At 69.0% G+C, this 13,917-nt stretch carries 16 protein-coding genes; 12 read left to right on the top strand and 4 right to left on the bottom strand.

Annotation, left to right across the window (positions count from 1 at the left end; all coding sequences use genetic code 11):
* Positions 1–10: 10 nt before the first annotated feature.
* The 8 genes from HDA45_RS10190 to HDA45_RS10155 all read left to right on the top strand — a co-directional run bounded on the left by HDA45_RS10190 (position 11) and on the right by HDA45_RS10155 (position 5,830).
* Entirely contained in the window at positions 11–736 is a 726-nt protein-coding gene (locus HDA45_RS10190; RefSeq protein ID WP_184894056.1) for a DivIVA domain-containing protein, read from the top strand.
* 277 nt (positions 737–1,013) lie between these two features.
* Positions 1,014–1,631: a YceD family protein gene (locus HDA45_RS10185; protein ID WP_184894054.1), complete on the top strand. Its 618-nt coding sequence runs from the start codon at positions 1,014–1,016 to the stop codon at positions 1,629–1,631.
* A 72-nt stretch (positions 1,632–1,703) separates the two neighbouring features.
* Complete coding sequence (rpmF, locus tag HDA45_RS10180; RefSeq protein ID WP_005160412.1) at positions 1,704–1,886, top strand: 50S ribosomal protein L32; 183 nt, start codon at positions 1,704–1,706, stop codon at positions 1,884–1,886.
* A 16-nt stretch (positions 1,887–1,902) separates the two neighbouring features.
* Positions 1,903–2,649, top strand: a complete 747-nt coding sequence (rnc, locus tag HDA45_RS10175; protein WP_184894052.1) for a ribonuclease III — start codon at positions 1,903–1,905, stop codon at positions 2,647–2,649.
* Positions 2,650–2,714: 65 nt separating this feature from the next.
* The gene (gene mutM, locus HDA45_RS10170) at positions 2,715–3,575 is read left to right on the top strand and encodes a bifunctional DNA-formamidopyrimidine glycosylase/DNA-(apurinic or apyrimidinic site) lyase (protein WP_184894050.1); all 861 of its coding nucleotides are present in this window, start codon (positions 2,715–2,717) and stop codon (positions 3,573–3,575) included.
* 68 nt (positions 3,576–3,643) lie between these two features.
* Complete coding sequence (locus HDA45_RS10165) at positions 3,644–4,084, top strand: helix-turn-helix domain-containing protein (RefSeq protein WP_184894048.1); 441 nt, start codon at positions 3,644–3,646, stop codon at positions 4,082–4,084.
* Position 4,085: 1 nt separating this feature from the next.
* The gene (locus tag HDA45_RS10160; RefSeq protein ID WP_184894046.1) at positions 4,086–4,649 is read left to right on the top strand and encodes a hypothetical protein; all 564 of its coding nucleotides are present in this window, start codon (positions 4,086–4,088) and stop codon (positions 4,647–4,649) included.
* Positions 4,646–5,830: an MAB_1171c family putative transporter gene (locus tag HDA45_RS10155; RefSeq protein ID WP_184894044.1), complete on the top strand. Its 1,185-nt coding sequence runs from the start codon at positions 4,646–4,648 to the stop codon at positions 5,828–5,830. Before HDA45_RS10160 ends, HDA45_RS10155 begins: the two co-directional genes overlap by 4 nt.
* A 241-nt stretch (positions 5,831–6,071) precedes the next feature.
* Here HDA45_RS10155 and HDA45_RS10150 read toward each other — a convergent pair whose 3' ends face one another.
* The 4 genes from HDA45_RS10150 to HDA45_RS10135 are packed head-to-tail and all read right to left on the bottom strand — an operon-like array spanning position 6,072 to position 8,404.
* Positions 6,072–6,425, bottom strand: coding sequence for a DoxX family protein (locus HDA45_RS10150; protein WP_184894042.1), 354 nt, complete (start codon positions 6,423–6,425; stop codon positions 6,072–6,074).
* A 28-nt stretch (positions 6,426–6,453) separates the two neighbouring features.
* On the bottom strand, positions 6,454–7,143 hold the full coding sequence (locus tag HDA45_RS10145; protein WP_184894040.1) for an ABC transporter permease: 690 nt from the start codon (positions 7,141–7,143) through the stop codon (positions 6,454–6,456).
* Positions 7,140–8,030, bottom strand: coding sequence for an ABC transporter ATP-binding protein (locus tag HDA45_RS10140; protein WP_184894038.1), 891 nt, complete (start codon positions 8,028–8,030; stop codon positions 7,140–7,142). The genes HDA45_RS10145 and HDA45_RS10140 overlap by 4 nt, the downstream gene beginning before the upstream one ends.
* Positions 8,027–8,404: a GntR family transcriptional regulator gene (locus tag HDA45_RS10135; RefSeq protein ID WP_184894036.1), complete on the bottom strand. Its 378-nt coding sequence runs from the start codon at positions 8,402–8,404 to the stop codon at positions 8,027–8,029. Before HDA45_RS10135 ends, HDA45_RS10140 begins: the two co-directional genes overlap by 4 nt.
* Before the next feature lie 163 nt (positions 8,405–8,567).
* On the opposite strand from HDA45_RS10135, the gene HDA45_RS10130 reads away from it, so the two are divergent.
* The 4 genes from HDA45_RS10130 (at position 8,568) to HDA45_RS10115 (ending at position 13,857) form a co-directional block, all read left to right on the top strand.
* Positions 8,568–8,891, top strand: coding sequence for a helix-turn-helix transcriptional regulator (locus tag HDA45_RS10130; protein ID WP_184894034.1), 324 nt, complete (start codon positions 8,568–8,570; stop codon positions 8,889–8,891).
* Complete coding sequence (locus HDA45_RS10125; protein ID WP_184894032.1) at positions 8,888–10,135, top strand: DUF1700 domain-containing protein; 1,248 nt, start codon at positions 8,888–8,890, stop codon at positions 10,133–10,135. The genes HDA45_RS10130 and HDA45_RS10125 overlap by 4 nt, the downstream gene beginning before the upstream one ends.
* Positions 10,136–10,423: 288 nt before the next feature.
* Entirely contained in the window at positions 10,424–11,053 is a 630-nt protein-coding gene (locus tag HDA45_RS10120; RefSeq protein ID WP_184894030.1) for an MBL fold metallo-hydrolase, read from the top strand.
* On the top strand, positions 11,050–13,857 hold the full coding sequence (locus HDA45_RS10115; RefSeq protein WP_184894028.1) for a helix-turn-helix transcriptional regulator: 2,808 nt from the start codon (positions 11,050–11,052) through the stop codon (positions 13,855–13,857). The genes HDA45_RS10120 and HDA45_RS10115 overlap by 4 nt, the downstream gene beginning before the upstream one ends.
* Positions 13,858–13,917 lie beyond the last annotated feature (60 nt).

Genomic DNA, 13,917 nt, shown 5'->3' with positions numbered 1-13,917 from the left:
GGGAGTGGCCGTGTACCGGGTTTTCGAGGCGCTCGACGAGCTCGTCACCATCGTGGAGGAAGCCCGCGGCGTGCCGATGACTTCCAGTTGCGTCGTACCGCGCGGGGAGGCCCTCGAGCTGCTCGACGACATCCGTGACGCCCTTCCGGGGGAAGTGGACGACGCGCAGGACGTCCTCGACAAACGTGATCAGCTGATCCAGACCGCCCGTACCGAAGCGGCGGAGACGGTCACCACGGCGAACACCGAGGCCGACCGCACGGTCGCCGACGCGCAGGCCGAGGCCGAGCGCATCCTCGCCGACGCCCGCGCCCGCGCCGAGCAGATGATGAGCGACGCGCACGGCGAGGCCGAGCGCATGGTCGCCGCCGGACAGGCCGAGTTCCAGAACCTCACCGACCGTTCGCGGGCCGAGTCGGAGCGGATGATCCAGGCGGGCCGCGACGCCTACGAGCGCGCCATCGAGGACGGCCGCGCCGAACAGGCCCGGCTCGTCGCGCAGACCGAGGTCGTCCAGGCCGCGCACGGCGAGGCGGCGCGCATCGTCGACGAGGCGCACGCCGAGGCCGACAAGCAGCGCGGTGACTGCGACGCCTACGTCGACGGCAAGCTGGCCGAGTTCTCCGAACTGCTGGCCACCACGCTGCGGACGGTCGATTCGGGGCGCAACCACCTGCGGTCCCCGGTCAACCTGCCGGGCAACAGCCGGACCTCGCTGTACGACTACCAGAGTTAATTGCTCGCGCTGTTTTATTGCTCGCGCGCTGACGTAAACGTGCCGAAGGGGCGCCGTTTCGTACGCAACTCACGTTGTGTGCGGAGGGCGCCCCTTCATCACGTTTCCGTGGGCCTTCGGCCCGAAAGAGGGCGCGCGAGGGGTGAAGTCTCCGCCCGGCGCTGCGCGCCTTCGCGGAGACCGTTCGGTGCTGGAGTCGCGGTCACCTGGGGTGTGCGGGGGTATGGCGGGGGCGTGCTCGTAAAGGGGTGGCGGGACGTGCGTACCCTGGTCACCGATGTCTGAGAACAAGTCGCCGCAGGCCAGGCCTGCGCCACTGGACGACCGGAACCCGTGGGTGCTCGACACCCGCGAACTCGGCCGTCACGCCGGCCTGAGCAAGGCCGTCCACCGCACCATCCCCGTCGAGACCGCGCTCGGGGTGCCCGACGTCATCACCATCGACGTCGGCTCCAGCCTGGAACTCGACCTGATGCTCGAGTCCGTCGTCGAGGGCGTTTACCTCAGCGGTACGGCGTCCGCCGTCGCGACGGGGCACTGCTCGCGGTGCCTCGACCCGATCACCGAGGACGTCGAGGTCGACCTGACCGAGCTGTTCGCGTACCCCGGCTCCGCGACCGAGGAGACCACCGACGAGGACGAGATCCCTCGCCTGGTGGACGACCGGATCGATCTCGAGCCGACGGTCCGCGACGCGGTGGTGCTGGCACTGCCGCTGGCCCCGCTGTGCACCGAGGACTGCCAGGGCCTGTGCATCGAATGCGGTGTCAAGTGGGCCGATCTCGAGCCCGGGCACGGGCATGAGAAGATAGACCCTCGGTGGGCCGCGCTGGTCGATCGTTTCGGCGACGAAACGGGCGATGACCAGGCCGATGGCCCCGGAAAGCAAGCCTGACGAGCACCAGCTCGTTCCGGAGAAGCAAGTTCGCTCGCGACCGCGGGCAGACCGTCTGAAGGAGATCTACTCGTGGCCGTCCCGAAGCGGAAGATGTCGCGATCCAACACCCGCGCGCGCCGCAGCCAGTGGAAGGCGGCTCCGGTGCAGCTGGTGCCCTGCTCCAACCGCGCCTGCAAGCAGCCGAAGCTCCAGCACATCGCGTGCCCGGCCTGCGGCCAGCACAACGGTCGCCAGGTCGTCGAGCCCGCCTGATCGGCAGCTGACCGACATGGGGGGCAAATCGGCCGGTGGACCGCCCGCTGACCCCGCACCACTGCTCGAAGCGCTCGGGATCACCATCGAATCCGAGCTGCTGACGCTGTCGCTGACCCACCGTTCTTATGCCTATGAGAACGGTGGGTTGCCGCCGAACGAGCGTCTGGAGTTCCTCGGGGACGCGGTGCTGGGTCTGGTCGTCACCGATCACCTCTACAACACGCATCCCGACTTGGCCGAAGGTCAGCTCGCGAAGCTTCGCGCCAGTGTGGTCAACATGCACGCACTGGCCCGGGTCGCGCGCGGCCTCGGTGAAGGCGGGCTGGGTACGCATCTGTTGCTGGGCAAGGGCGAAGAGCTCACCGGCGGCCGGGACAAGGCGAGCATCCTCGCCGACGGTCTCGAGGCCGTCATCGGCGCCGCGTACCAGCAACACGGCATCGAGATCGCACGTCAGCTCGTGCACCACCTGTTCGACGGACTGCTCGCCGAAGCGCCGCTGCGCGGTGCCGGACTGGACTGGAAGACCAGCCTCCAGGAGCTGACGGCGTCGGCGGGGCTCGGCGTGCCCGAGTACAAGGTCGAGGACACCGGCCCCGATCACCGCAAGGAGTTCAGCGCCACCGTGCTCGTCGGCGGGCGTGAACTCGGCTACGGCTCGGGGACGACGAAGAAGGAAGCCGAGCAGAAGGCCGCCGAGACGGCCTGGCGACAGCTTTCGGCCGAACTCGACATCGAACAGCCTCCGAAGACGACCTGAGCGCCCTCGCCTCGTGAGTGGTAAGGACGGTTAGAACCGTCCTTACCAGTCACGAGGACTTTTTCATGCCCGAACTCCCCGAGGTCGAGGTGGTCCGCGCCGGGCTGGAGGCGCATGTCTCCGGCCGGACGATCGCCGACGTCGAAGTCCTGCACGACCGCGCGATCCGCCGCCACGAACTCGGCGCCGAGGATTTCACCGGACGGCTTTCCGGTACCGCGATCACCGCCGCGCGCCGCCGTGGCAAATATCTCTGGCTGGAGCTGTCGGACGGCCAGGCCATGCTCGCCCACCTCGGCATGAGCGGCCAGATGCTCGTCCAGCCCGATGACGCGCCCGACGAGAAGCACCTTCGCGTGCGATTCCGCTTCGCCGACAACGGGCCGGAGCTGCGCTTCGTCGACCAGCGGACCTTCGGAGGTCTCGCGCTCGCGGAACTCACCGAAGTCGACGGGACGGCGTTGCCGAGCACCATCGCGCATATCGCCCGCGACCCGATGGACCCGCGTTTCGACCTCGACCAGGCCGTCCGCGCGCTGCGGTCGAGGCGGACCGAGGTCAAACGGGCCCTGCTCGACCAGACCCTCGTTTCCGGCATCGGCAACATCTACGCCGACGAGGCCCTCTGGCGGTCCAAGCTCCATTGGGCCCGCCCGACCGACAAGCTCACCGCCGCCCACGGCCGCACCGTGCTCACCGCCGCCAGCGAGGTGATGGCCGCCGCGCTCGTCGCGGGCGGGACGTCGTTCGACGCGCTGTACGTCAACATCAACGGTCAGTCCGGGTACTTCGACCGTTCCCTCGACGCCTACGGCCAGGAAGGCTTGCCCTGTGGCCGGTGCGGGACGGCCATCCGGCGTGACCCCTTCATGAACCGTTCGTCGTTCTCCTGTCCGCGCTGCCAGCCGCGGCCGCGTGTGAGGTGAAAACTGACGTGTATGAAAGGGGGCATCGGGTCAACTAGCATGAACGGGCACGACATGTAGGGAGTGGGATGGTGGCCGCGACCGAGCCCGGCAAGACGACGCTCGCCGAAAAGATCGACAAGCTGTTCCAGATCGTGCTGAGACCCGATCGTGAGCCGTACAGCCACGAGGAGGTCGCCAAGGCCTGCCGAGAGGCCACCGGCGAGAGTTTCTCCACGACCTACCTGTGGCAGTTGCGCACCGGACGTCGCGACAACCCCACGAAACGCCACCTCGAGGCGCTCGCCCAGTTCTTCGGTGTCTCACCGGCGTACTTCTTCGACGACGAGCAGAGCGCCAAGATCGCCGAGGAGCTCGCCCTCCTCGGAGCCCTTCGCGACGCGGGCGTCCGAGATGTCGCGTTGCGAGCCGTAACACTTTCCCCCGACGGACTCGACACCATCAGCGACATGATCGACGCGATCGCCCGCAGGGAATCCGGACGGGGCGGCCAGAAGAGGGAGGCGTGAAGTGGACCGCCGCCGTAAGGAGTTGTGGCGCCGCTGCCGGAGTCTCGCCGACGGGGTGAGCCTTCCCGAACCCTTCGACGCCGACGCCTTCATCGCCGAACTGGCCGACGAACGCGGCCGTCCGATCGAATTGATGCAGGTCAACGTCCCCTCGAGTGGCCCGTGCGGGCTTTTGATGAGCACCGAGCGCGCGGACTACATCCTGTATCCCACCAACACCACCGCCCTGCACCGGCGGCACATCCTCCTGCACGAGGTCGGCCACCTGCTGTGCGGCCACGTCGGTTCGGACGCGGGTGCCGACGGCATCGCGCTCGACGCCGCGGCCAGCAAGGCCCTCATGCCGAACCTGTCACCCGAGCTCGTCCGCCGCGTCCTCGGCCGCACCAGCTACAGCGCCGTCGAGGAACAGGAAGCCGAGCTGCTCGCCAGTCTCCTCGCGCAACGCGTCGCCAGGACGGCGGTGCGCGGCGCCGCGCACACGGACGAGAGCGGGAGCGACCTCGCCGGCGGGATGGCCAGGGTCGACAACCTCTTCGGCAGCCGGAAGCGACGCCAGCCGTGACGGAGACCATCGCGTACTTCTGCTGCGTGGTGGCCTTCGCAGGCTTCGGTTACAAGCTGATCCAGGCCCGCCACACCCAGCCGTTGCGGCGGATGTGGTTCCTCAGCGCCTTCGGGATGTGCATCGCGGGCGGCATCATGCTGCTCACCCCGGCCATGGAGAACGCCGTCGGCATCGAAGAGCCCATCGGCAGCCTCCTGAACCTCGCGGCGGACCTGCTCAAGATCGGCGCGATGGCCTTCGCGGTCGCGTTCGCGCATTCGCTGAAACTGGGGGAGGAAAAGCGGATCGGTTGGCACGCGGTGCTTTCCTGGATCGTTGTGGCCGGGGAAACCGCGCTCTTCTTCCTCTCCGACAGCTATCGCGTCGGCGAGCACACCGCCGCCGGACCGGGCAGGCTCGGCTGGTTCGTCGCGTACAACATCCTTTTCCTCGTCTACGGGCTGATCAGCCTGCTGACGTTCTCGATCGTCTTCGCCCGCTTCGCGCGCCATGCCGACCCAGGCCCGCTTCGCACCGGGCTGTGGCTGCTCGTCGGCGGCGGGGTTTCCGCGCTGGGCTGGACCTTCTGGGACGTCGACGACATCTACATCCTCGCCACCACCGGCGAAGTCGACGCCGGTGAAGACACGCTCTCGTCGATCCTGGCGGCGTTGAGCGTCGGGCTCGCCGGAGCGGGCGCGACGCTCAGCGTGTGGGGGCCCGCGCTGGCCACCCCGTTCCGCCTGATCGGCACGTACCGGACGTACCGCCGGATCGAACCGTTGTGGACCGCGATGCGCGAGGCCGTCCCGGGAATCGCGTTGGACCCGGGCCCCGGTATGCCGGGCGGCGTCGAATTCGCCTTGTACCGCAGGGTCATCGAGATCCGGGACGGCCACCTCGCCCTGCGCCCCTACTTCGATCCGGACGTCCCGCCGGCCGCGGAAGCCGAGGCACGCAAGGCCAAGATCCCCGAATCCCGTGTCCCCGCGACGATCGAGGCCGCGGCCTTGGCCGCCGCGCTCGTCGCCTCCGAGGCAGGCCGCCGGTACGCCCCCGACGACGTTCCGGCGACCTATCTCGATGAGCCCGACATCGCCACCGAAGCGGCGTGGCTGGTCGAGGTCACACATGCCTGGCGGCGGTCCACCGTGGTCGGGCGGATCCGGGACCGGGCACGCGAAACGCTGGCGGCTTGAGCGGCGGCCTGGCGTTCGATTGTCTTGAAGGCCCCCTTTGAGACGGTCACCGTCTCAAAGGGGGCCTTCAAGACGGCGGGACGGCTCCGCAAACGGACACACTCCTCATCCACACACCCCTCAGGTCTCCGGCTGTCTTGGCCGGGTCGGTCACGCGGAACCGTGTGGATTTCGGGTCATCCAACGTCCCAAATCCACACGGTCGGTGTCCTGGCGCGGACCTCACGCAAGGGTCACCGCGTTAAGCGGAAACGATCGCGGTGACGGCGGCCGCCGCCGAGATCAGCGCGAGCCAGACCGGCGGCGCGACGTCCTTGACCCCGTCGCCCGCCCGCACGTGGGAGACCGCCGCTCCGATCAGCAACGCCATCAGGCCGATCGCCGCGGCGACCCCGAGGGGCCGCCAGAAGAACCCGCCCACGAGCCCGGCCGCGCCGGCGACCTCGAGGGCGCCGATCCCCTGGATCGCCCGGACCGAGAAGCCGAGCCTCTCGGTCCGGGCGATCAACGACGGCTGACGCAGGACCTTCGCCACCCCCAGTACGGCGAAGATCGCGGCCAGCATCACCCACAGCACGACAGAGACCACTGCCATCACAGGACTCCTTGGTGTGGAAAGGATTTCAGACCGTGACGCGGCGCATCGTGGCGAACCCGCCGGCGGCGGCGACGCCGACCAGTACCGCGAGCACTCCGGTCAAGCCGGCGACGGTCACCGTGCTGAAGAACGTGCCGAGCTTCGACCAGGAATCGGTCCAGCTGAGCAACAGCACCCCGGCCAGCAGCACCAAGACCTGCGCGGCGGCGAACAGGACGACCCCCAGCACCGAAGCGCGCCGGTAGATCAGGCCGTACCACATGCCGTAGACGAACATCAGCGTCAGGAACACGAACGACGTGAGCAGGGTCAGGTACCAGGGACCGTCGAGCAGCCAAGGCACCCGGAAGTAGTTGAGGCCGAGCCCCCACCCGCCGGTCGCTTCCTCGATCGCCTGGAACACGACGATTCCCACCGCGTAGATCGCGGCCAGCCCGGTGACCAGCAGGATCGTGCCCAGATAGTACGACCGCCTCGACACCCCGAGCGCCAGCCCGAACGGCAGCGACTTCGTCATGCTCAAGGCGCCGCAGACGAGCATGAACACGAACAGCGTGAACAGGCCGCCGGAGTAGTTTTCCTCGGGTTTTTCGGGGATCACCGCGAAAATCGTGAGGTTCACCCCGAAGGCGAAGAGTGTGACGCCGACCGGGAGCACCAGGAACTGGAGCCGGTCCACCAGGTGGTAACGCGCGACTTTGACCAGGGTGTTCATGCGGACGCCTCCTCTGCGGTCGCCTGTCCGTTGGAGGTGTGCACCATCAATTGCTGCAGTGACAACGGTTCCAGCTTCAGGTGCAGGGCTTGTGCCCGTGCCTTCGCCGCCGCATCGAGCGAGTCGGCGACGGTGACCGAAGCCCGCGAACCGATCTTGCGGCGGTGCAGCACCCGGCGTCCGGCGACGAAGGTCTCCACCGCCGTGGCCGGTCCGCTGACAGTGGCGGCCGAGCCGCGCAGTTCGTCGGCGGGCGCGTCGAGGACGACACGGCCCTTGTCGATCATCACGACGTGCTCCAGCAGATCGGCCACTTCGTCGATCAGGTGCGTGGAAAGCAGGACCGTGCGGGGGTGACTCGAATAGTCGTCGAGCAACCGGTCGTAGAACAGGTGCCGTGCGACGGCGTCGAGACCCGCGTACGGCTCGTCGAGCAGTGTGAGTTCCGCTCGCGCCGCCAGGCCGATCGTGATCGACAGCGCCGAGCGCATCCCTCGCGAGAGCTTCTTGATCGGGCGCTTCAGCGGCAGGTCGAAGTCGCGAAGCAGGGTGTCGGCCAGCTCGGCGTCCCAGTTCGGGTAGAACCACGACGCCGCCGCGAGGGCGTGCCGGACCTTGAAATCCGGGAACTGCTGGTCTTCGCGGACGAGCACCAGGCGCCGGAGCACCCGCTCGTTCTCCACCGGGTTCTCCCCGAACACGCGGACCGAGCCCGCGCTCGCGAACTCCTGCGCGGTGATGATGCGCAGGAACGTGCTCTTGCCCGCGCCGTTGCGGCCGAGCAAGCCGGTGATCTTGCCTTCTTCGATGTCGACCGAGACTTCGCCGAGCGCGAGGTGGTCGCCGTAGCGCCGGGTCAGGCCGGTGGTCGAAATGGTCGGCGTCATGCGGCGGGTCCTCCGTTCCGGTGTCCGTTCCCGCGGATGAGTGAGATCAGGCTTTCGTCGTCTATGCCGAGGCGCCTCGCTTCGATCAGCATCGGGTCGAGGTACTGCTCGGCGAACCGCTGCCGCCGGTCGGTGAGCAGCTTCTGCCGTGCGCCGTCGGCGACGAACATGCCGATCCCGCGCCGCTTCTCGAGCAGGCCGTCGTCGGCCAGCACGTTGATGCCCTTGGCCGCCGTCGCCGGATTGATCCGGTAGAAGGCGGCGAGTTCGTTGGTTGACGGCACGCGTTCCCCCTCGGCCAGGCTTCCCTCGGCGATGTCGTCGGCGATCTGTTCGGCGATCTGCACGAACAGGGGTGTTCCTTCGTCGAGCACGACACCTCCGTTCCCAGTCGTCGTGCACCCTCCCCGGGTGCGGTGGTTCATTACTGGACTAAGTAACCCATGAACCCCGATCGAACGCAAGTCGCCTCCGCCGTGCACACTACTGCGCAATGCGTGGTACCTTCTGTTGCGTAAGACTGGGAGGGACACGACTGTGGAGATCAGTCAGCTACTCAAAGGCGTGCTGGACCTCGCTGTGCTCGCGGTGCTTCGCGAGGAGGACGGCTACGGCTACGACGTGCTCCGAAGACTCCGGGTCGCGGGGTTGCAGGAAGTGGGCGACGCCTCGGTGTACGGGACGCTCCGGCGGCTGTACAAAGCGGGCCTGCTGACGTCGTACGTGGTGCCGAGTGAAGAGGGCCCGCACCGGAAGTACTACAGCCTCAACGATCCGGGGCGCCAGCGCCTCGAAGAATCGGCGCAGACCTGGCGAAGTTTCGCCACGACGATGAACAGCCTGTTGGGAGAGGCAGCATGAGCACGCAGAATCCGACCGCCGTGCGGGTGTACTTGGCGAGGGTCAGGAGCGCGCTCGCCGACCTGCCCGAGAGCGAAGTCGAGGAAATCCTCGAAGACGTCCGGCCCCATCTCGCCGAAATGGAGGCGGAACTGGGGGACAACCCCAAGGTCGACGCCTTGATCGAGCGTTTGGGCAGCCCCGAGAGTTACGCCGCCGAGCTGCGGGCGTCCGGTGGCTATCCGCCGCGCCCGGCCGACGCGGGCGAACAGACCACCTTGCTGAAGGCGAAAACCGGGATCGGCGGAGCGCGGTTCGCGTTCTGGGGCCTGGTGTTCTCCGTGGGCGGGTTCGCTTTGTTCGGCTTCGCCGCCGCGTTGTGGGTCCGGGTGGAACCGTTGCTGGGCCTGCTTTTCATCGCGTCCGTGCTCGCGATCAGCGTCGTCTACGTGGCGCGGAGGGGGGTCGCCCCGATCGCGGAACTGCCTGAGGTGATCAAGCTCCGCGACATCGTGACTTCGTTCCAGGCCAACCGGAACGGCAAGGGGCTGGCCTACTTCCGTGCGCTCAAGCCCGCGTGGTGGGTGCTGTGCGCGGCGGTGCTGGTCATCTTCGGCCTGTTGCTCGTGCTTCGCGACACCGGGGCCGTCCTGCTGCTGCCGCTGATGCTGCTCGCGGCCGCCGCGGTGGTCTGGGCGGGACCGAAACTCAAGGGGGACCGGCGACTGCTGTGGCTGGCAGTGCCGATCTCGGCGTTCGTCATCGGCAGCATGCTGGGCGGGGCGGGCGCCGCGGTCGACCTGATCGCGAAACGGTCCTACGGCAGCGGTCCCTACGGCGGTGGCTACCCGCCGAACTACAGCGACACGTACGGCAATCCGCAATTGATGTACGGCAACCAGGGCGTGGACAACATCTACGCGTTCGACGCCGAGGGCAAACCGCTGACCGGGATCTACCTCTACGACGAGGAAGGTCGTCCGCTCAGCACGACCCGGTACGCCTGCGAGAAGAGCACGGGCGAGAAGCGGAAGGTCGGCGACGACAACCGCTACCCCCGCCCGCGGCTCGAGCGAGGAGTCCGGGACAGCGAGGGAAACCTCAACGGCTACAACGGTTCCCGCGGCTACTGTCAGGAACGGACCGACGTCCCGTTCAGTGCGGCCATCCCGAAGGGCGCTCCGGTGCCGCCTTCCGCGATCCCGCAGGCGCCGCCGTCGTCCTCCGTGGCGCCGCCGTCGAACTCCACCCAGCCGACGCGCTAGGTGGCCCGGGTGGAGGCGGACGTCGGGGGCCGCCTCCACCCTTTCCCCTGCGGGCCGAAGGGACGCGGAACTCACGTGATTGGACACGGAACACTCGAGTGCGGCGTCAATCACGCGAGTTCCGGCTCTGATCACGCGATTCACGCCTTCGCTCAATGACCCGATCCCGTATTTGACCGATCTTGCACACTTTCTCGTCTTACTGCGTGAATTCCTCACTGGAACTTTTTGGGGAACGTGACCCAATGGAGCCCTTTCGTCCCGCCCAGTGACCGCTACGATTCTCGGATGCGCCAACTGGCCCCTGGAGTACGGCAACTCCTCGGCCGTCCACCGCACCTGATGAACGTTTATCTGGTGGAGGACGTGCTGGTGGACTCCGGCACGCCCGGGGCGCGCCGGCGGGTCTCCCGGCAACTCGCCGGCGAGCAGGTGAGCGCGCACGTGGTCACCCACGCCCATCCGGATCACTTCGGGTCTAGCCACGCGCTCTGCGAGGAATTCGGGATCCCCTTGTGGGCCGGGGAAAAGGACGTCCAGGCGATCGAAACGGCCACCCCCGCCACGGCTCCCGGCCGGATCCCGAAACTGCTCTCCCGGATGAAGATGCCCGAACCCCACCCCGTCGACCGCGCGCTGAAAGAGGGGGACGACGTCGCCGGGTTCACGGTGCTCGACGTCCCCGGGCATTCGCCGGGGCATCTCGCGCTCTGGCGGGAGAGCGACGGCGTCCTGCTGTGCGGGGACGTGTTCTTCCACGTCGGACGGCTGACCGGCCCGCCGGATTTCCTCACCTGGGACGCGGAGCTGAATCGTGCATCGATGCGACGTCTCGCCGGGCTCCGGCCGAGTCTCGTCCTGTTCGGACACGGGAAACCGCTGCGCGATCCCGACCGGCTCGAGCGCCTGACCGGATGAGCCGCGTCGAGCCGACTCTCGAACGCGGGCGCGAACTCGGGAGGATCGAAGCGGCACTCGACTCCGCCAAGGCGGGCGAGGGCCGGGTGGTCGTCATCGAAGGCCGTGCGGGGATCGGCAAGACCCGTCTGGTTCAGGAGACCCGTGAGCTGGCGAAAGACCGTGGGTTCGGACGGCTGCAGGCGGTCGGCGACGCGCTCGAAGGCGCGATGGCCTGGGGCGTGGTCCGTCAGATGGTCGAGCGGTCGGTTTCGCGCTACAGCGGGGAGACCCGTGAAAAGATCCTCGCGGGCCCGTCCGGCGCCGCGCTCCGGGCGCTCGACGCCGCGGCCGCCGACCCGAGCGAGGCCGAACTGGCCAGGACGCTGCACGCGCTGTGGTGGGTCGCGGTCGATCTGTCGTCGACCCGGCCGTTGCTGATCACGGTCGACGACGCCCAGTGGGCGGATCGATCGTCGTTGCAGTTCCTCGTCTACCTCTCCCGCCGGATCGCCGACCTGCCGATCGTGCTCGTGGTGGCGACCCGGCCGCCCGCGGAGAACGCCGGGCCTCTCGCGCATCTGAGCGTCTCACGGCAGGCCGAACGCGTCCTGCCGAAGCCGCTTTCGCTCGAAGCGCTCGCCGAACTCGTGGCCGCCCGAGGGGTGGTCCCGGCCTGGGCCGTGGTCACCTCGTTGCACGCGGCCAGCGGCGGGAATCCCTTCCTGGCAAGGGTTCTCGTCGACGAACTCGACGCGCTCGGGCTGCCTCTGGACACCGACGCGACCGCCGGTCAGGTCGGAAAACTGGGCCCCAGCACCGTTTTCCGCGCGGCGCTGGGCAGGCTGCCCGTCGAGGCCGTCGGGCTCGCCGGCGCTGTCGCGATCCTGGGCACCGGCGGCGATCCGTGGCAGGCCGGAGCGCTGGCGGAGCTGGACGCCGCCGGGCTTTCGCTCGCCGTCGAGGCGCTGACCTCGGCCAACGTGCTCACCGGCGACGGCGACCACCTCGTCTTCATCCATCCCGTCGTCCGCGAGGCCGTCCTCGCCGACCTGGGCCCGATCGCCCGTGCGGCACTGCACGGGGCCGCCGCGAAGGCGTTGCGCGCGGCGAAGGCCCCGGCGGACCGTGTCGCCGCTCATCTCGCGCAGGCGCCGCGAGGCACCCTGCCGGACGCGGCCGAGATCCTGCGCAAGGCCGCGGCAGCGTTGCTCTCGGCGGGCGACCCGAAGACGGCCGCCGCACATCTGCGCCGGGCCGTCGACGAGACCCCGGACGACGCGGCACTGCGGGCCGAGCTCGGTCGCGCGCTGCTCCGCACGGGCGAGGCGGCAGAGGCGCGGCAACAACTCCTCGTGGCGGCGGACGGCGTCCCCGACGCCGAGCTCGTCGCGGCCGCCGCGTCGGCCACGGCAGTCGTCGACGGGCCCGAAGCCGCCGTCGCCGAACTGCTCGAGGCGATCGCCGCCCGCCCGGGCGGTCCGCGCGATCCCGGCCGGATGCATCTCGAAGCGCGGCTCGCGGTGATCCGCTCGTTCCTGCCGCACCACCGCCGGGTGGCGTCGGATCACCTGCGCGCGTACGCGAGTTTGAGCGGAGGCACCCCCGACGAACGCACTCTGCTCGGGTTGCTCGCGCAGATGGGCCGGTACGAGGTCCGGCCCGCGGACGAGGTCGCCGCGACGGCCTGCCGCGCCCTGTCCCACGGCGCCTACTTCGAAGACGCCACCGGGAGCATCGACGTGATGGTCGGCTGGGTGGTCGCGATGCTCGCGCTGATCTCGGCCGACGGCATCGACGAGGCCAGGCGGGAGATCGAGAGCGCGCGCCGCCGGGTGCGGGCGCACGGTTCGCCCGTCGAGTTCGCGATGGTCGCCAACGCCGCGCTGTTCCTGAACTGGCGTCTCGGCAACGTGAGCGTCATGGAGGCCGAAGCCGAGGGCGCGCTCGCCGCGATCGGCGCCGAGGAGCCGTTGCCGCAGGTGGTCGCGCTGCGGGCGACGTCGACGCATTTCCTTGCCTACGCCGCGATGGAGCGTGGTGACCTCGAAGCCGCCGCCGAAGTGCTGGCGCGGTTCGACAGCGACCACGGCGACGGTCCGAGCATGATGCCGACGATGTGGCTGCACGAGCCCCGCGCGCTGATCGCGCTCGCCATCGGGAATCCCGTCCTCGCCAGGACACAGGCGTTCCTGCAGCGCGACGAGATGCTCGCGGCGGGGGTCGATCCGCCGACCATCCCGTGGCGGGTGCCCGCGGTACGCGCCGCGATGCTGCTCGGCGAGTCGGACCACGCCCTGGAACTGGCCGAGGAACAGGTGATCATCGCGCGGAAGTGGGGGACCACGACGGAGATCGGCGCCGCGTTGCGGCTGCTCGCGCACGCCGACGGCGACCGGCGGCTGGATCTGCTGGCCGAGTCCGTCGGGGTGCTGGAGCGGTCCCCGGCCCGGCTGCACCTCGCCCGTTCGCTGATCGACCTCGGCGAGGCGATGCGGGTCGCGCGGCGCCGTACGGACGCGCGGACCCCGCTCAACCGCGGGATCGACCTGGCCACCGAATGCGGCTCTGTCGTGCTGCGCACCCGCGCGGTCGAAGCGCTGGAGGCCTTGGGCGACCGGCCGCGGCGGGTGATCTTCGCGGGCCCGACCTCGCTGACCGCGAGCGAACGCCGGGTCGCGGATCTCGCGGCGTCCGGACGCGCGAACCGCGAGATCGCGCAGGAACTGTTCGTCACCCCGAAGACGGTCGAAAACCACCTCGGGCGGATCTACACGAAGCTCGGCATCGCCGGACGGCGAGAGCTGGCGCGAGTGCTTTCGTGAGGGTCCCCCGGACAGCCCAGCGAGGGAGTTGAGGGATCACCCCTCATGCGTCTGGGGGGT

Source organism: Amycolatopsis umgeniensis (assembly GCF_014205155.1).
In the GTDB taxonomy this organism is placed as follows: Bacteria; Actinomycetota; Actinomycetes; order Mycobacteriales; family Pseudonocardiaceae; genus Amycolatopsis; species Amycolatopsis umgeniensis.
Note: the sequence above shows the minus strand (reverse complement) of the source record. Positions and strands in the feature narration are given on the sequence as shown.

Excerpts from the sequence above, each read along its gene's own strand:
- mutM (WP_184894050.1), top strand. The coding sequence starts at position 2,715 with ATGCCCGAACTCCCCGAGGTCGAGGTGGTCCGCGCCGGGCTGGAGGCG.
- HDA45_RS10150 (WP_184894042.1), bottom strand. The coding sequence starts at position 6,425 with ATGGCAGTGGTCTCTGTCGTGCTGTGGGTGATGCTGGCCGCGATCTTC.
- HDA45_RS10120 (WP_184894030.1), top strand. The coding sequence starts at position 10,424 with ATGCGCCAACTGGCCCCTGGAGTACGGCAACTCCTCGGCCGTCCACCG.
- HDA45_RS10125 (WP_184894032.1), top strand. The coding sequence starts at position 8,888 with ATGAGCACGCAGAATCCGACCGCCGTGCGGGTGTACTTGGCGAGGGTC.
- rnc (WP_184894052.1), top strand. The coding sequence starts at position 1,903 with ATGGGGGGCAAATCGGCCGGTGGACCGCCCGCTGACCCCGCACCACTG.
- HDA45_RS10140 (WP_184894038.1), bottom strand. The coding sequence starts at position 8,030 with ATGACGCCGACCATTTCGACCACCGGCCTGACCCGGCGCTACGGCGAC.
- HDA45_RS10145 (WP_184894040.1), bottom strand. The coding sequence starts at position 7,143 with ATGAACACCCTGGTCAAAGTCGCGCGTTACCACCTGGTGGACCGGCTC.
- HDA45_RS10165 (WP_184894048.1), top strand. The coding sequence starts at position 3,644 with ATGGTGGCCGCGACCGAGCCCGGCAAGACGACGCTCGCCGAAAAGATC.
- HDA45_RS10185 (WP_184894054.1), top strand. The coding sequence starts at position 1,014 with ATGTCTGAGAACAAGTCGCCGCAGGCCAGGCCTGCGCCACTGGACGAC.
- HDA45_RS10115 (WP_184894028.1), top strand. The coding sequence starts at position 11,050 with ATGAGCCGCGTCGAGCCGACTCTCGAACGCGGGCGCGAACTCGGGAGG.